This window comes from Psychrobacter sp. Ps4 (assembly GCF_022129285.1).
GTDB lineage: Bacteria > Pseudomonadota > Gammaproteobacteria > Pseudomonadales > Moraxellaceae > Psychrobacter > Psychrobacter immobilis_A.
Map to the genome: position 1 here is coordinate 85,558 of NZ_JADQAK010000006.1, position 17,984 is coordinate 103,541.

The window sequence follows — 17,984 nt, forward strand, 5'->3', positions numbered from 1 at the left end:
TTATTGAAATGAAGATTAGCTGGTTTTTAAATTAGTCTTGTAAGTAGCTAAGCAAACGCATAAATTCAATGTACATCCATACGAGCGTGGCAAGAATACCAATACTAAATAACCATTCATAGTCTTCAGAGACGCCCATTGCCACACCACGATCGATATTATCGAAGTCTAGTAAAAGCGTAAAAGAGGCGATAATAATAACAAATAAGCTAAAGCCGATAGCGATAGCGCCACCTTCAAATAAGAAGGGTAAGCTTGAGCCAAACGCTAAAGAAAGTACCCATTGCGCCACATAAACCAGCATAATCGCAATCAATGCTGAGGTCACAATTGAGCGGAACTTTTCAGTCACCTTGACCAGACCTGAGCGATATAGCCCTAGCATAACGGCTGCCGTCACAAAAGTGGCACACATAGCGGTCACTGGTACACTCGGATACATCCGCATAAAGAATAGCGAGATGCCGCCTAAAAATATGCCTTCTAACAGTGCATAAGGCACCGCAAAGGTTTTGGCTTTGTGTGGTTTAAAAGTGATAAAAAGCGCGAGACCAAAAGCGGCAAACATACTACCGAAGGCAGCCATCGTAATAAAGCCTTGCGACAAGCCTGCCATAAGGGCATAAAAGAAAAAGCCCACACCAGTGATCGCAGATAATCCAAGTAATAGACTGGTCTTTTGAATCACGCCCTTGACCGTCATTGGCTTACCGCCGATCGCAAGTTCTGCGCGACTGACAATAGGATTGGCCATAAAGTTGTCCTTAATAAAATATAAATAATAGTGATGCTAGCTACTTTAGCAAAACCGCCATTATTGTCAACTGTGTTTACGTGACAGCCATCAAGGCCTCACGACCTTATAGAGCTATTATTAGTTGATGTATTTTGGCATATTGCCTAGCTAAACAAACACGTTTAAGAGTAACGTGCGATGGCTTTTATATGGGGTTGATTACGACAGTTAACAACGATAATTCATAAACATGCTAGTCTAAACGCTCGTTTATCGCTATCATTGGCGAGTAATTTACCGTTATGCCGAGTCGTTTTATGGAAAACTCAGCGCAATCCGCAAGATTGCCGCACTTACATGAATCAGAGCTGTTCCACGCTATCAAAAACCCTGCTTTTAGGCGTATTGGGCTCATGGGCCGCGCTGGTAAACGCAGTGTCACTCAAAGTTTGGTACAAATTGCCCAGACTATCAATGAGATGAACCTCACATTGATTATGGACGTGCAGACGGCGAACTTGCCTACTTTGAATCTCACTGAGATTGAAAAGGTCAAAATCGTTAAGCGTAGTCTAATCGGCGAGATTTGTGATTTGGTTATCGTTGTTGGCGGTGATGGCTCGATATTGCATGCGGCTGAAGCGTTGGCACGCTACCGTGTGCCTGTACTTGGCGTCAACCGTGGTCGGCTTGGTTTTTTGGCGGATGTAAAACCTGATGAAGCGGCGTTTAAATTGCGCCAAGTATTGATGGGTGATTATCAGCTGGATCATCGTTTTCTATTGACGATGGAGATACGGGAAGGGCGCACTATCATTCATGAAGATATGGCGCTCAATGATATCGTATTGCATGCGGGAAAATCGGTTCATATGATAGATTTTCAGATGAAAATCGATGGTCAAGATGTCTACCGTCAGCATAGTGATGGTTTGATTGCAGCAACGCCTACCGGTTCAACGGCCTATGCACTCTCTGGCGGCGGTCCCATCATCCATCCGAGTATGGATGCTATCTGTTTGGTGCCCATGCATCCCCATACGCTGTCTAGCAGACCGATTGTGGTGAGCGGTAATAGCGAAGTATGCATTCGCATTCACGAAGACAATCGCACTCAGCCGATGGTCAGTGCCGACGGCAAGCCAAGCGTGCCACTTGAGCAAGAGCAACGGCTCTATATTCGTAAGCATCCAGATAAACTTACTTTATTGCACCCGCCAGGGTTTGATTTTTATGAAGCTTGTCGCACCAAATTGCACTGGAACGTCCATGCTGAGGAATTCAGTCTTGACGTGGATGATGATATTATGGACGACGAATAAGTGTCTCTTTTATATAAAAACGTTATAAAAAATATGTTATAAAAAATAGTGGTGGAGAGTAGATAGGATGGACAAGCAAACGATATTAGCAAGTTTAACGCCAGAAGTGGTGGATAAGTTCCGCATGGCGATTGAGTTGGGTAAGTGGCCTGATGGTCGTAAGCTGACCGCTGAGCAGCGCGAGACCTGTATGCAAGCGGTGATGGTGTGGGAGCACGAGCATCTACCACCTGCTGAGCGCACAGGCTATATTCATAAGCCAGTCAAAGACGATGGCTCTATTGTCGGGGCAGAATGTGATGTCGAGCACGAGCATCATTATCCAAACATGCCTAATCCGAAAGGCGCAGTCCAACCCGTCAAGTTTCGTGATAAATAGGCTGGTGGCTAAGTTTTATGATAAAAAATGAAGCACATAAAAAAGGCCCCGCTAATCAGCGTGGCCTTTTCTTATTTAATAACTTTTTAAAGCGCCGTCGTATCAACACTAGGGCGAACCGTTAATGGGTTTTTTTGCATCAAAAACCCTTGCCAGCCCCAATGTAAAAAATTGCGGATATTGGCATGGTCAGTACCGTTAGGAGTTGCTTGAACTTTGGCATAATGCTCGCCAAAAAGTTTTAGCGTGTCCAATTGATTTAGACCATGGTGCTTGGCAAAGCCAAAAATTTTCGCACTACCTTCATTTTCACCAGCTGCATTGTGTACCATACCGTTCACAAACGGGGCAGGTGCGTAGCGATAAAAATCATCAATAAAACTGATGACATCATTGAATCCAATGGCTTTTTTATCCAAACCATTAAGTAGAGCCGATACATCTGATTGGCGGATACTCATAAATAAATGACCTCAGAGCAGATTAAAAAAGTGAAAGTATGTAACTTAGCGATTGAAATAGTCTTCGTCATCAAATGAAGGCGCAAAATTGCCTTGCTCAAGATGTTGCATTTGCGACTGTACAGAACGCTCATGCTGAATACGTTGGTAAATCTCTTCGCGGTGTACGGCAATATCTTTCGGTGCATTGACACCGATACGTACTTGATTGCCTTTGACACCTAGGACAGTCACACTGACCTCATCACCAATCATTAGCGTTTCGCCCACGCGGCGTGTCAAAATTAACATGCGTCACACTCCTTATGTCGCATCAACAAATTATTACTCATCAGATTACTTCTCAATTGCAGGACATTACCGCAGCACTAGAAAGACAATGTATCAATGACAACCACAATGCTTACTATTGTGCCAATAGCGGTAATGATAGGTAGATTCATTTAGCCCAAATGAAAGCCCCATTATAGGGGGCATAACAGAGACTGTCACGGGTTTTCACAAAACTATTGGGTAAATAGTTACCCTAGCAATAATAAAAAATAAAAATAGGATCTAAAAAGACCCTATTTAAATTAATACATTGTTGAAAGTAATTGATACTGACTTAATGCATAACTGTTGATGCTAAATCGATTATTTTAAGCGTTTTAAAATAAGTTATAGCCCAGCGATTTTACTTTCGCCATCTTCACGATCCAGACCAAATGCGGTATGTAGTGATTTAACAGCTTTTTCTAAATACTGTTCTTGGATAAGGACAGACACTTTGATTTCGCTGGTTGATATCATTTGAATATTGATATTGTTTTCAGCAAGGGTTTGGAACATGAGGCTCGCAACACCAGCATGAGAGCGCATGCCGACGCCGACTAAAGAGACTTTAACGACTTCATCATTAGCCAATATCTCTTTAGCACCGATCTCATCTTTGACTTCATTTTCCAGTACTTTCATGGTTTTGTCCATGTCAGTACGGTTGACAGTAAAAGTAAAGTCGGTGGTGCCGTTGGTAGAGAGGTTTTGCACTATCATATCAATTTCAATATTGGCACGACCAATCGGGCTTAGGATAGCAGAGGCAATACCAGGATGATCAGGTACACCGCGCACGACTATTTTTGCTTCGTCTCGATTAAAAGCGATACCTGAGATAATTGCCTGTTCCATATTGTCTCCTTCGTCTATCGTAATTAAGGTGCCGACATTGTCTTGAAATTCTTGGTCGAAGCTACCATCGTTGTTTTCATCAAAGCTAGATAATACGCGCAGTGGTACACCATATTTACCGGCGAATTCTACCGAACGAATCTGTAAAATCTTAGAGCCAAGACTTGCCATCTCTAGCATTTCTTCAAAGGTAATTTTTTCAAGTTTTTTGGCTTTTGAGGTCACACGAGGGTCAGTGGTATAAACGCCATCAACATCGGTATAAATCTGACATTCATCAGCACCCAAGGCAGCAGCAATAGCGACACCTGTGGTATCAGAGCCACCGCGCCCTAATGTGGTCGCGTTGCCTTCGTCATCAATACCTTGAAAGCCTGCGACGATGACGACATTGCCTGCATCGAGTTGCGCGCGGATATTTTTGTCATCGATGCTTTCGATACGGGCTTTATTGTGGGCATTGTCCGTTTTAATCGCGACTTGACGACCAGTAAATGAACGAGCGCCTACACCAAGCTCTTTAATCGCCATAGCAAGCAATGAAATCGATACTTGCTCACCGGTTGAGACCATTTGGTCGTATTCACGGGGATCAGGCTGAGTGCTAATTTGGCGTGCTAGATCAATCAAACGGTTGGTTTCGCCGCTCATAGCAGAGACGACAACAACTATTTGATGACCGTTGTCATGCCAGCGTTTGACTCGTTTGGCGACGTTTTTGATGCGGTCGATACTGCCCATCGAGGTGCCGCCGTATTTCTGTACTATTAACGCCATAAAAATCTACCTATTATTCGTTAATGGCCTTTTATTATCATCAATGAGAGCCAATATGCGGATGTGACGCTCAATCAATGCTTGTATAGATAAAGCCGTATTATAAGAATTGCGCCCATGCTTTTCGTTTATGTATTCAGTAGTGCTGACTAGGTAATGCACGCACGATGCATATAAACGTTGACCTTTATATCATATCTACGTCACAACGTTAAGTGCCCGTAGCGCTTAGATACATGGCGATTGGTTATAACCGTTATAACCAATCGCGTATCTTATGCGTAGTAGACCCAAGTGATGCGCTGTATTCATGTTTTTTTCAGGACTAGCTAAGCTGAGTTTCAATCCAAGCAGGTAGGGCGTTGATAACCGCGGTACTGTTGCCAGACTTTGGCGCGCCGCCTTGTGCGTAATCTGGCTTACCACCACCTTTACCGCCCAGCTCACCTGCCAAATGACGAATGATATCACCAGCTTTTACTTTAGCGGTGACTGATTTTGCCACGCTTGCAGCTAGGGCTAACTGTTCGTCTTTATCACCAATCAATACAATCACGCCATCAGGAAGTTTAGATTTAATATCGTCCATCAGGGTGCGGATAGATTTGCCGTCGATACCGCTTAAGGTACTGATAAGCACCGGCGTGCCTGCGATGGTCTGCACTTCATCGAGTAAATTGGCTGCTTGGGCGCTGGCAATTTTTTGCTCTAAGCGCTCCAGTTGTTTCTCAAGTTCGCGCTGCTTATCCGCCATGGTACGTACGCGCTGTGCCACTTCAGGACGTTTCACTTTTAGCTGACTGGCAAGCTCGCTCAGCTGCTGCTCACTTTGCTGAATGTTTTTAATCGCATTCATGCCAGTGACAGCTTCAATACGGCGGATGCCAGCAGCAATACCTGATTCGCTGGTAATTTTTAGCACACCGATATCACCAGTACGTTTAACGTGCAAACCACCACAAAGCTCAATAGAGAAGGGCTTGCGCTGACCATCGACGATACTGTCAGTGCCCATGGTTAAGACACGAACGTCACTGCCATATTTTTCGCCAAACAATGCCATAGCGCCTTGTTTCATCGCTTCGTCAATAGACATATTCTCGATGCGAGCAGGGGTGTTGGCTTGAATTTGCTCATTGACTAAGCGTTCGATACGCGTAATTTCAGCAGTGCTGACAGGCTTGTCATACGAGAAATCAAAACGTAAGACTTCGCTTGATACTAATGAGCCTTTCTGTGTGACTTCATCACCCAATACTTCTCTTAATGCGGCATGCAATAAATGCGTGGCAGAGTGGTTTTTGGCACTAGCCGCACGGATGCTGGACAAGACTTGCGCATCGGCTGTTTGTTTGGTGTTAATGTCACCCATGGTCACGACACCGTAATGGATGATGGCTTGACCAGATTTTTTGGTATCTTGCACTTCAAAAACGCCAGTTGCAGTGCGGATTTCGCCAAGCTCACCAACTTGACCACCACCTTCAGCATAAAACGGTGTACGGTCAAGTACCACGACGCCTTCCATGCCCTCAGCTAAGCTGGCTGCTGGATTGCCATCTTGATACAGCGCATCAATCGTCACGCCATCTTCTGCAAGCTGCTCATAACCGATAAAGGTCGTTGGGTTTTCTACTTGAATGACACTGCTATAATCAACGTCGAATTTGCCAGCATCACGAGCACGCTCACGTTGCGCTTGCATATGCTCATCAAATTCAGCTTCATCAATAACAATACCGCGCTCACGAGTGATATCCGCAGTCAAATCGACCGGGAAACCATAAGTATCGTACAGTTTAAATGCGGCTTCCCCAGATAACGTGTCGCCATCTTTTAGACCTTCCAGCTCGCTGGCAAGTAGACGTAAGCCTTGTGCCAAAGTTTTGGCAAACTGTGCTTCTTCCTTTTGAATGGCATTTTCAATGACGCTTTGCTTATCTTTTAGCTCAGGATACGCCGTACCCATTTCAGCAACCAAAGGCGCGACCATTTTATAGAAAAACTCACTGTCAGCACCAAGTTTATTGCCATGACGTACCGCACGACGAATGATACGGCGCAGTACATAACCACGACCTTCGTTGCTTGGTGTCACGCCATCAGCAATCAAAAATGAAACGGCGCGAATATGGTCAGCGATGACTTTTAATGACGATTGCTGCTGGTTTTCAATCTCTAAAATCTCAGCCGCCGCATCCATCAAGTGGACAAACAAATCTATCTCGTAGTTGCCATGAACGCCTTGCATGATGGCGCTGATACGCTCAAGTCCCATGCCAGTATCTACGCTTGGCGCTGGTAGCGGCAGCATAGAGCCGTCTTTTTGACGATTAAACTGCATAAAGACGCAGTTCCAAATCTCGATATAACGGTCGCCATCTTCTTCAGGTGTGCCCGGTAGACCGCCTTCGATATCGGCACCATGGTCATAAAAGACTTCGGTACAAGGACCGCAAGGACCAGTGTCACCCATCGTCCAAAAGTTGTCTGAGGCGTAAGGCGCGCCTTTATTATCGCCAATACGGATAATGCGCTCGCTTGGGATGCCGATGTCTTTATGCCAAATATCAAAGGCTTCGTCATCGGTCTCATAAATGGTCACATACAAGCGGTTTTTATCGATTGCTAGCCATTCATCTGAGGTCAAAAACTCCCAAATATAGCCAATACCTGCTTGCTTAAAGTAGTCACCAAAAGAGAAATTACCGAGCATTTCAAAAAACGTATGATGGCGCGCCGTATAACCGACATTATCCAAATCATTATGCTTGCCGCCAGCACGTACGCACTTTTGCGAGGTTACCGCACGGGTATAGTCACGTGGCTCCATACCCAAAAACGTTTCTTTAAATTGATTCATACCGGCATTGGTAAATAGCAATGTCGGGTCATTGTGTGGAATCAAACTCGATGAGGCGACGGGTGTGTGCTGCTTGCTTATGAAAAAATCGATAAAAGCTTGACGAATATCGGCTGAGCGAAATGGTTGGCTCACAGCGGCTCCTTACTGGCGAATAGAATTGAGTAAAATAATTTTGCAAACGATTTTAGCACAAACGCCCAAGCTCTTGGTACAAGAGTTACAACGGCTAGGTTATTCTGCGCATGTAGATGCTCGATGGATTTGTAGCGCATCAAAGCCAGTTGGTCAAAAAAGCTAATTGGTCAAAATCGCCGCATCAGTCTCGTCCAGTTTATCTTGTATCAATGGATTAGACTCAATGACTTGTACTGGCAAGTAGCGTAGCTGTAGCTTAATGGGTAGATACTCAGGGAAATTCTCTGTCATATCTTGAGTAATAACGGTTTCGATTTGCCGTACATCGTATGAGGTAGGCGTCGTCTCTCCGCGAATGACCGCACGTACGACTTTATTTTCTTCTGAGGTATCAAATTGCGTATTGGTCAGCACGTTGCCTTTGTCGATAAAGTAGCTATTGATGGCTTCTTTGACGCTACTCTCAAATACCTGCTGCTTGGCGTTGGTTTGCAGATTGATGGTCAAATATGTACCCAATCCGCCCAATAATAATAACGTCACCGCATTACGGCGTAAAAAAGTCAAATAGGTGCTGGATTTATAATCGTCATCGACCAAACGGCGAAAGCCTAATAACCAAAGTACTAAAGCATTGGTAAACTGGATAGCAATAATATTGGTTAGCGCCAGTAGCAGTGCCCCAAGTCCAAGCTGCGTCTCGCCATTGGCAAATAATATCCCACTCGCGGCAAGAGGTGGCACCAATGCAGTGGCTACCGCCACGCCGACCACTGCCACTGATAGGTGCGGTGAAACCATCGCATAAGCACCAGCAGTACCACCCGCTAGAGCAATCATTAAATCCATCGAGGTTGGCTGAGTGCGCGATAATATCTCTGCGGTCAGTGGCTGATCTTTGTGTAACCAGCCGACGATAAAACCAACCAATACCACTAAGGACACACCAACGATAACCGTAATCAGTGATTTACGTAGCAATGGCATACGATGATCAATAATCGCTAACGCTATGCCAGTAATGGGACCTAACATCATGGCAACCAACATGGCGCCAATGACGACGGCAGCTGAATTGGTCACCAGTCCATAACTGGCGATGATGGCAGAAAGTATATTCATAATGAAATACATTTTGCTAGGCAGAGCGTTGGCTTCGATTCTGACCCGTACTTCTGGATAGTCTACCTTTTGATTGCTAAATTGCTCGGCAACAAATTGCTTATAAGACTCCAATTTAGCTTCTTTTTTTTCTTTAATCTCGTCTTCTAGTTCTTCCTGATTATCGACTTTATCTTTTACAGTATTTTTTACAATAGTGTCATTATTTTTAGGCGTGTCTGGCTGTTTATCAATTGAGGACGGTTTTGTGTTGTCACTATTTGCTTTGCTTTCTTGCTGATGGCTATCAGAGATAGGATAAGTGCTTTGTGCATCAGCGGGGGCAATAGCCTCTACCGTTACCTCAGCGTCATCTTCTTTTGCTTGAGCATGTTCTGCTGATGCATTTTCTAGATTTTTATGATTGGGCGCTGTTATCGATTTTAACGATTCATTGGATAGTGGTGTCTCAAGCCCAGTGATTTCAAGCTTAGTTGTTTCAGACTCATTGTTGGGCTGAGCGGTTTCTAACGTTGCCACTACCTCGTCAGCACCAATGGACTTTATCGCTATCGTTGTTTCAGGCGGCTGCGCACAAGCCATATCCTCGCCACAGTCATTGTTATCATGAGTCTCTGAGCTTTTTGAAGACTCAGTATGTTCGACAGTGCTATCTAGTACAGAGCTACCATCTGCGTCAGTTAGCGCCGCTTTTTTGTCTGGATAATTGGCCATGCTTGAAGCATCTTTTATAACTGAAGAATCATTAGAGGGTTTGTTTTCAGGTGAGGTCATGGCAGAGGGCTTTCTTAAAAAGTAAAAGAAAGACATTATTGTAATGATAAAAAGAGGACAACATATGGTTTTTTTACGACTAAATAGAGCGCAGTGTCATTAAATAGTAATACTTAAAATAGTAAAATTATGCATCATTAACTAATAACAATAAAAACCTTAACTCTAACAGGGTTTTTATGCTTAGTCACCTACTATAGCTGGCTCGCAGGTTTATAGGAAATACTTACTTTCTTTATGGGTTTAGTGTATAAAGGTACTATATCCACAATAAAAATGAGGAATAAGTTATGAACTGGCCATTATTCTCTGTTATCTATTCAATCGCAGCAACCGTTACCATTGGCGTTTTTATGATTGGCGCTTTAGTCACAGGTTTTAATGAAATACCTCATATCCAAATAGCAGTAGCATTGGGCGTTTTGGTGTCTATCCCTGCAGGCATGTTTTTTACCAAAAAAGTTGGCAACATCACTGGTAATGAAGAAGGCTATAAAGCATAAAAGCGAATAATGTTGTCAATTTAAATCAATAAATCCGATTATCAGCCATAAAAAAAGACCTTGATAACAAGGTCTTTTTTTTATTCATCATTTATGACTTATCATTTAAGATCAATTTATTTAAGTTCAACAGTCGCGCCATTTTCGATATTGGCATAAACCTCTAATACATCCCAGTTGGTCAAACGCACACAACCTGCAGAGGCTTGGCGACTGATGCCTTCAGGCTTTGGTGAACCATGAATACCATATGAAGGTTTAGACAAGCCCATCCATACGACGCCAACAGGGCTATTTGGTCCTGGTGGTAGCATATGTATTTTTTTGTCTGCGCCTTTACCAACGGTTGCTTTATACCAAGGCATTTTCACCTTGTTAATGATTTTAAACGAACCTTGTGGCGATGGTGTGGCATCGCTACCGATTGTCGTTGGGTAAGTAGCTACCAGTTTATCGCCGTTATAAGCATATAATGTCTTATCGGCTTTATTGGCAACCACACGGTTAATGCGCTGCTTAAGTGGTGCACGGGTATTTAAAACAGTGATGGTTTCGCCCGCTTTATACTGCTTATTTTTATTGAGCTTATCTAAATAACGCACATCCATATGGAAGCGCTCACCAAACATCTCTTTAATGTCTTGATAGTATAAGCCTTTCATTTTGGACTTAGCTTCTGAACCTGCAGGTGTGCTGGCAAAGTTGGTCTTAATATCATCTTCAGTGATGGTGTAGGTCACGAGCACTGGTTTATTCGCTGGGATATTTTTATTTAATGCATCCCACGTTTTTTGATCCATTTTACCCGTCGCTGGCAAGCCTTTCATGGTTTGGAAGTTGATGAGGGCTTTTTTACTGTTCATGCCCCAGCCGCCATCGATGGCGCCAGGAGAAGCATGGTTCCAATCAAGCAGTGCCTGCATTTTGATCGTCATTGCCGAGTTAACTTTCATATTCGGTGTCCATGTGGCACCGTTTACCTGTTTGGCGTAATTCGACAAATTCAGCGTAGTATGTTTTTTACCATTAACATCTTCGATGCTTTTGATAGACGTATCTGCTGGGCTAGCATCAGATATGGCTGCGGTAGGGGCAGCGACAGCTTGACCTTCACTAATATCGTCAGTGCTATCAGACTGCACATCTTTACGAGCCAGCTCTTCTACCGTCATATTATCAGCACTGACTGCTTGTTGCGCTGTCTCTACATCGACTTCCTGCTTTTCGTCAATCAGCTGAGTCATACGATCAGGTGAATTAGGCTTCAAGGCAGGCGTGGCTACAACAGGCGCACGACCATCGATTGAGCTACTGCGGTTCTCTTGTACATCAAGGCTAACTTTTTTGGCAATGCTAGGCATTGAGTCAGCAGTTCGTACTGGCAGGGTGCGCGTATTATCAGCAGGTGCGGCAACGGCGCTGACACTGGTAGTAACGATAGCAATTGATATAGCGGTAATAAGAGGCTTCATTTTCATCATATTGGGATACTTATGGTTATAACTAATGGGGCTATTATGCGCATAATTTGAATGCTTCGCAAACTTTTGACACATCTTTTTTCATTAAAGTCTTGCCAAACGTCAACCGTTGACGTATTCACTACAGTTGGGCAATAACTGAGCGAGGGTATGCATAAGATGATGCGCTATTCTTACCTACAATCCTCATTATTCACATTGTTTTTAGAACCATTTTTATGAATATAAAACTGCAAAAATTGGCGCAACTTAGCGTTTATGTCTATAATGGTGAATAAATTTTTATTTAATAGATCGGCTTTTAATAAAAGGCGTTTTAACCCATCCGCATGTAGTCAGTGAACATGTAATCAGCAAGGTGCGATATGTCAGAAGACCAAACAATGAGCGCAGAAGAGTTTCAAAATCAATACTTCAATGACGATGGTCTAGAGAGTGAAATGGTGTTTGATTTAGAGAGTGGGATTCTGAGTGAAGACGAGCAATTTGCCAATTTGCCTGCAGAATTAGAAGAGGCCCGCGAGCAATTGGTCAGTATTCGTGATTTTATTCGCTTTTCGGTCACCCAGCTTCGTAATTATGATGTGGTCGTTGCACAAGGCACCACCGATGAGTTTGCTGAAGCATCCGCCATTGTTTTGCATTCTCTGGCTTTAGACTGGTCAGCCAATGAGCAGATTCTCGATTGTCGCTTGACCACATCAGAGAAGCAGTTGGTACTGAGTTTGTTAGAAGAGCGTATCGCTGAGCGTAAACCATTAAGCTATTTGATCAACTTATCATACTTCTGTGATTTGCCTTTTTATGTCGATGAGCGGGTGCTAATTCCAAGATCGCCTATCGCAGAATTGATTCGTCAGCAGTTCCATCCATATTTTGATGTCAATGAGCTTGCCAAACCACTTGGTAAGAGCGTCAACGAGCAGGCTGCTGCATTTTATGATCACGGTTTAGAGGTCAAGCAGCTGTCGCAGCCTGAGCGTATTTTAGATTTATGCACTGGCTCTGGTTGTATTGCTATTGCACTTGCGACGCGTTTTGTTGATGCGCTGGTTGATGCTGTTGATATCGATAAAAGTGCGCTTGAAGTAGCCATGGTTAACGTCGATCATCATGATCTTGGGCATCAGGTTAATGTGATTGAGTCCGATCTGTTTGCTAAGATTCCTGCTGAACACCAGTATGAGTTGATAGTCACCAATCCGCCGTATGTTGATGCGGCTATTATGGCAGAGCTGCCACCTGAATTTTTATATGAGCCAGAGCATGCGCTAGCCGCGGGTCAAGATGGGCTGGATTTGGTGCATCGTATTTTGTTTGAAGCGCCAGATTATCTGAGCCCTGAAGGCTTGTTAGTTTGTGAAGTAGGTGATAGTGAGTGGGCATTAAAGCAAGCCTATCCTGAAATTCAGTTTGATTGGTTGAAATTTGCCCACGGTGGTCACGGTGTCTTTGCGATTACTTATGATGAGCTTATGGCACATCGTGAGCTGTTCAATGCTTACGTACAACTGTTAGATAGCATTCAATAGAGCTATAAAGTAACAAAGCTATCAAGCAAGAGAACTATTGAGCAATAAAACCATCGAGATTTACGCGATACTTAAAAATCGACTTCATTACTTAAAAATCGACTTCATTACTTAAAAATCGACTTCATTTGTTTAAGGATAAATATGGCAGGCAATAGCATTGGACAGGTTTTTACAGTCACGACTTGTGGTGAGTCGCATGGTGCAGGTCTTATGGCAATCGTCGATGGCGTGCCGCCTGGCTTAGCCTTATCCGCAGATGATTTGCAAATCGATTTAGATCGCCGCAAACCGGGCACGTCTAAATACTCTACCCAGCGCCGTGAGTCCGATGAAGTTGAGATTATTTCTGGTGTGTTTGAGGGTAAGACGACCGGCACCTCTATTGGCCTGCTGATTCGTAATACCAATCAAAAGTCCAAAGACTATGGCGAGATTAAAGACACGTTTCGCCCCGGTCATGCCGACTATACCTATAGCATGAAATATGGCTTTCGTGATTATCGTGGCGGCGGGCGTTCCTCAGCGCGCGAGACTGCGATGCGCGTGGCGGCAGGTGCTATCGCTAAAAAATATCTACAAGAGCGCTTAGGTGTGCAAGTCCGTGGTCATGTCACCCAAATTGGCAGTGAGTACAGCAATGTCCTAGACTCAAGCCAAATTGATTGGGACTTTGTGAATAGCAATCCGTTTTTTTGCGCCGATGCCGATGCTGTCAGTCGTTTTGAGACCTTGATAGACAGTTTACGCCGTGAAGGCACTAGCTGCGGGGCACGCCTAGAGATTATCGCTAGCGGTGTGCCAGTCGGACTTGGCGAGCCAGTATTCGATCGTTTGGATGCGGATATTGCCCATGCGATGATGAGCATCAATGCTGTTAAAGGCGTTGAGGTCGGCGACGGCATGGCAGTGGCAGGACAGTTCGGTCATAGTTCTCGTGATGAGCTGACGCCAGACGGTTTCACTGCCAATCATGCTGGTGGTATTTTGGGCGGTATCTCTTCAGGGCAAGACATCCGTGTCAGTATTGCGCTTAAGCCAACCTCTAGTATTACGACGGCTGGCAAGAGTATCAATACACAAGGCGAGTCGGTTGATATGCTGACCAAAGGTCGTCATGATCCTTGTGTTGGTGTACGTGCCACGCCTATCGCAGAAGCCATGCTGGCTATCGTCTTGCTCGATCATTATTTGCGCCATCGCGGTCAAAATGCGGATGTTGAGCAGCCAGTAGCATCTATTACTTAGATTGTTTATCGTAAAATTATAAACCCTCTATCATTTCTAACTAGATATGATAGAGGTTTTTTTTGACTGATTTTTTATAAATAATTAAAAAACCAGCAACTTAGTTGATAAGATTTAATCATTAACTTGAATGAATTTTTAAGCCGCTATTTGATAGTGGTCAATAGCCACACATTGCTGGTGGCGAAATACCAATAGCAGTTGTTGACTGGGAATGGCTAACCAATGCCCAAAAGCGATACTATCAATCCCTTCACCTGACAGCGCTTGTAGGCAAAAATGACGACTACCGCCTAAGCAGTTTTCTATAATTTGATTTTGTTCAATAGCGTCTTTCATGGCCTTTCTATCCTTAATAGGGATTACGAATTTGAATAACGCTATCGTAAAACAAGCAGATAGAAAACCTGTGTAGGAATGATGGAAAATTCATGGACTGGCATTATTGCTAATCGAAAATAATTTAATGAATTTGAGTAACTGTCTATATTATCTAAGCTTTTATTCTTTAGTCAAAGGCAAGGTAATACTAATCATCACGCCTGAATATTGCTTAATAGCAGCGTTATTTTTATTACTATTTTGACTACTGTCATCGCTAGTTGCTTGAATATTAGTAATGGCAACATGACCGCCATGATGCTCAATAACTTGCTTGACTAAGGTTAGACCAAGGCCAGTGCCTTTTTTTAGGGTATTGCTTGTGACATTGGGCTGCTGTGCTTGTTTGATTTCTAACTTGGAAGATTTATCTGGTGCATGCTCTGAGGTTTTTTCAGCAGCTTGACTCTGATGCGATAAGCTAAAATAACGGTCAAACGCTTTATCAACGGCATACTCAGGGAGCAATTTACCATTATTAAAGATATCAATAGTCACAGTTTGCGCTGAACCATGTTGCGCGATGCTGTGCAGATAAATAACGACTGTGCTATCGGCAAAATGAATGGCATTGTCCAATACATTTTGCAGCACTTGTACCAACCAAAACTGGTCAGCGAAAACGCTGGTATTTGCCAAGGCATCTGGTGATAAAAGGTCTGTTTCACTAACCCGTTTATTATCAAGATAGATGTCAATAGGCGCTAGGTGCTGCTGTTGCAATTTAGCGCTATTGTCTTTTGCAAGGGTTTGCAACAACGGTAGTAGAGGGGTCAGCTGGCGATTCAGCTTAAAAGTCGGTTGCTCAACTTTGGCAAGTAATAGTAGCCGATCAATCAATTGCTGCATTTTGATACTTTGTTCACCAATGGACTGGATGAGCATCTGTTGATCTTCTTTATCAAGCCCGTCGTCTTCTAGCAACTCACTACTGGCACGAATGGCGGTTAAAGGACTTTTGAGCTCATGGGTCAGAGTATGAACGTAGTCGGTGACATAGGCGCGATTTTCCAATCGATGTTTCATAGACTCAATGGTATCCGTTAGGCTATTAAGTTCATGACCTAAGTAAAAATAGGGCTTTTTGGTGTCTTCTGCCAGTGCACTGGTATATTGGGTCACCAAACTGATGCTTTGCTTGAGCCACCATGCGACCAGTCCTGCTAATATAAGGGCAGCAATACTCATGAGCAGTGCTGTGATAAGCATGCGATTGCGCGTATCGTCCAAATAAGGCAACACGCTAGCGACAGGTTTGCCAACGCTGATGATACCAATCAAGTTGCCAGTTTCATCCTTTATCGGCTGTGCCACATACATCACCGTACCATCTCGCTGATTATGATCTAGCGTTGTACTTCTCGCGCCATACTGACCATTTAACGTTAGATAGACATCATTCCAGCGGCTGTAATCTTGTCCTTCATCATTGTCAGGTTCGGGTAGTGAGTCGTATATGACAACGCCTTTATCATCGGTGATATATATCCGAAAGCTGCTAGGGCTTTTATTTTTATATTCTGGATCTGTTGTTTTACTTATCGTGGGCGCACCGATAAATGCCGCATCGAGTTTAGTTTGATACTCTTCATCGTATAATTGTCCTGAAGATAACGGTATCTGCAAACTTGCTGCCAGCAATTTGCTGGTATCTAACAACGTATCTTCGATGACTTGCTGCGCCGTCGGTTTGACATAACCAAACAGCTGAGTAAATGCGACCACACCGCAGATAATCAGCACTAACGCCAACGCGAGCCAAATCCTAAAAAATATACTTAAATTCAGCAGTCGTTTTGGTTTAGTCGTTTGCTGCGCGGTGCCGATAGGATGAAGTTTTGCATACCAATTGCTTTGGCTGGCATGCGCGCTGTTATCAGCCTTATTAATATGAGTATTAGGATGCCTGTTAGCACTATCGTTGGTTTTATGATTCATATTTTTAGGTGTATTATTTGACGTCATAGAATATCGGTTTTAATCAAAATATGGCTATAGGCAGTGCAGCTATGCTGGACACAAGGCGTAGCCCAAGCCGCGATGCGTATGGATAACATCGATGCTGGCATCGACAGTCGCCAGCTGCTTACGAATGGACTTGATATGACTGTCTATGGTTCTCGCTAAGCGATGATCGGGATAGTCGCTCACAGCGCCGAGCAGTTGCTCACGACTAAAGACTTGATTGGGCGCTTTTAACAAGGTCAATAAGATTTTGCGTTCGGTGTTACTTAGCTCAAGCTTCTGCTCTTGCCACATTAACGAATAATTAAGCGGTTGGTAGTGCCAGATGCCAGACTGACATTCAAAGATTAACGCCTGCCCCGACATAGTATTCAAAGAGGCAGGGTTGACTGTATCGCTGGCTTCTGTTGTATGGGAGGTGGAGGACTGAGACAATAATTGCTCACGTCGCCAAATGGCTTTTAGACGGGCAACCAACTCTCGCGGGCTAAATGGCTTGGCACAATAGTCATCGCCGCCCATTTCTAAACCCAAAATACGATCGACCTCATCGCTACGAGCCGTCAAGAAGATGATAGGAATGTCTTTTAAGCCGTTAATATCAGGGGTGTGGCGTATTTGTTGACAGAGACTGAGACCATCGCCATCTGGCAACCCAACATCTAAAATAATCGCCGATAGATTTTGCGCTTCAGCGCTTTTATGTAAATTGCGCAGCATTGGTAATACACTGCTCGCATTATCGAGCCAAGTGATTTGCCAGCCTTCACGCTTGCAAGTGACTTTCAGTGACATCGCGATAGCAGGATCGTCTTCTACCAATAAAATATGGGTCATAAGCTCTATATCGCTATATAAAGAAAAACTATTTAAGATGAAGGGGGTATTAATATCTAATGAGATACGAACATTGAAAAATGAGTGTAGGGCATCATACAGTAGTAGCTAGAGTGTTATCTAAGTTGACGAATTTATCGTAGCACAAAAGTCGTACTCGCTTTTGCTATCAGGCCTTAAAAGATGTGAAAAGTTGATGGAAATTGGCATTATTAGCGAAGACTTTTTTGACTGGCGGTTTTGATGAAAGGCTGTAAAATAATCAGTATTATTATAAAAAATATTGAAATATAGT

General features: G+C 43.6%; 14 protein-coding genes and 1 pseudogene. 5 read left to right on the top strand and 10 right to left on the bottom strand.

Going from position 1 to position 17,984, the window contains the following annotated elements:
* Nucleotides 1-31 precede the first annotated feature (31 nt).
* Nucleotides 32-754, bottom strand: coding sequence for a Bax inhibitor-1/YccA family protein (locus tag I3252_RS05215; RefSeq protein ID WP_045445091.1), 723 nt, complete (start codon nucleotides 752-754; stop codon nucleotides 32-34).
* 299 nt (nucleotides 755-1,053) lie between these two features.
* Between I3252_RS05215 and I3252_RS05220 the strand changes: the two genes are divergently transcribed.
* Both I3252_RS05220 and I3252_RS05225 read left to right on the top strand, forming a co-directional pair.
* Entirely contained in the window at nucleotides 1,054-2,058 is a 1,005-nt protein-coding gene (locus I3252_RS05220; RefSeq protein ID WP_227675922.1) for an NAD(+) kinase, read from the top strand.
* Nucleotides 2,059-2,125: 67 nt separating this feature from the next.
* Entirely contained in the window at nucleotides 2,126-2,437 is a 312-nt protein-coding gene (locus I3252_RS05225; RefSeq protein ID WP_045451872.1) for a DUF1315 family protein, read from the top strand.
* Nucleotides 2,438-2,523: 86 nt separating this feature from the next.
* On the opposite strand, the gene I3252_RS05230 is transcribed toward I3252_RS05225, so the two are convergent.
* The 5 genes and pseudogenes from I3252_RS05230 to I3252_RS05250 all read right to left on the bottom strand — a co-directional run bounded on the left by I3252_RS05230 (nucleotide 2,524) and on the right by I3252_RS05250 (nucleotide 9,742).
* Entirely contained in the window at nucleotides 2,524-2,898 is a 375-nt protein-coding gene (locus I3252_RS05230; RefSeq protein WP_045445094.1) for a HopJ type III effector protein, read from the bottom strand.
* Between the two features lie 123 nt (nucleotides 2,899-3,021).
* Nucleotides 3,022-3,189, bottom strand: a pseudogene (csrA, locus tag I3252_RS05235) (carbon storage regulator CsrA); the annotation flags it as partial.
* A gap of 369 nt (nucleotides 3,190-3,558) precedes the next feature.
* Nucleotides 3,559-4,845, bottom strand: coding sequence for an aspartate kinase (locus I3252_RS05240; protein WP_087814157.1), 1,287 nt, complete (start codon nucleotides 4,843-4,845; stop codon nucleotides 3,559-3,561).
* 325 nt (nucleotides 4,846-5,170) lie between these two features.
* A complete protein-coding gene (alaS, locus tag I3252_RS05245) occupies nucleotides 5,171-7,843 on the bottom strand; it encodes an alanine--tRNA ligase (RefSeq protein WP_193009460.1) in 2,673 nt (890 codons plus the stop codon).
* 162 nt (nucleotides 7,844-8,005) lie between these two features.
* Nucleotides 8,006-9,742: a DUF389 domain-containing protein gene (locus I3252_RS05250; RefSeq protein WP_238034433.1), complete on the bottom strand. Its 1,737-nt coding sequence runs from the start codon at nucleotides 9,740-9,742 to the stop codon at nucleotides 8,006-8,008.
* 290 nt (nucleotides 9,743-10,032) lie between these two features.
* On the opposite strand from I3252_RS05250, the gene I3252_RS05255 reads away from it, so the two are divergent.
* Nucleotides 10,033-10,245: a hypothetical protein gene (locus tag I3252_RS05255; protein ID WP_238034434.1), complete on the top strand. Its 213-nt coding sequence runs from the start codon at nucleotides 10,033-10,035 to the stop codon at nucleotides 10,243-10,245.
* A 116-nt stretch (nucleotides 10,246-10,361) separates the two neighbouring features.
* Here the strand turns inward: I3252_RS05255 and I3252_RS05260 are convergent, their stop codons facing one another.
* Nucleotides 10,362-11,801, bottom strand: coding sequence for a L,D-transpeptidase family protein (locus I3252_RS05260; RefSeq protein WP_238034435.1), 1,440 nt, complete (start codon nucleotides 11,799-11,801; stop codon nucleotides 10,362-10,364).
* A gap of 290 nt (nucleotides 11,802-12,091) precedes the next feature.
* Between I3252_RS05260 and prmB the strand changes: the two genes are divergently transcribed.
* Nucleotides 12,092-13,258: a 50S ribosomal protein L3 N(5)-glutamine methyltransferase gene (prmB, locus tag I3252_RS05265; RefSeq protein ID WP_201501570.1), complete on the top strand. Its 1,167-nt coding sequence runs from the start codon at nucleotides 12,092-12,094 to the stop codon at nucleotides 13,256-13,258.
* A 144-nt stretch (nucleotides 13,259-13,402) separates the two neighbouring features.
* Nucleotides 13,403-14,506, top strand: a complete 1,104-nt coding sequence (gene aroC / locus I3252_RS05270; protein ID WP_238034436.1) for a chorismate synthase — start codon at nucleotides 13,403-13,405, stop codon at nucleotides 14,504-14,506.
* Nucleotides 14,507-14,644: 138 nt separating this feature from the next.
* Here aroC and I3252_RS05275 read toward each other — a convergent pair whose 3' ends face one another.
* From I3252_RS05275 to I3252_RS05285, 3 genes are all read right to left on the bottom strand, one after another.
* The gene (locus tag I3252_RS05275) at nucleotides 14,645-14,845 is read right to left on the bottom strand and encodes a hypothetical protein (RefSeq protein WP_238034437.1); all 201 of its coding nucleotides are present in this window, start codon (nucleotides 14,843-14,845) and stop codon (nucleotides 14,645-14,647) included.
* A 162-nt stretch (nucleotides 14,846-15,007) separates the two neighbouring features.
* Nucleotides 15,008-16,852: a two-component system sensor histidine kinase CreC gene (gene creC / locus I3252_RS05280; protein ID WP_238034438.1), complete on the bottom strand. Its 1,845-nt coding sequence runs from the start codon at nucleotides 16,850-16,852 to the stop codon at nucleotides 15,008-15,010.
* Between the two features lie 42 nt (nucleotides 16,853-16,894).
* Entirely contained in the window at nucleotides 16,895-17,689 is a 795-nt protein-coding gene (locus I3252_RS05285) for a response regulator (protein ID WP_238034439.1), read from the bottom strand.
* Between the last annotated feature and the right edge of the window lie 295 nt (nucleotides 17,690-17,984).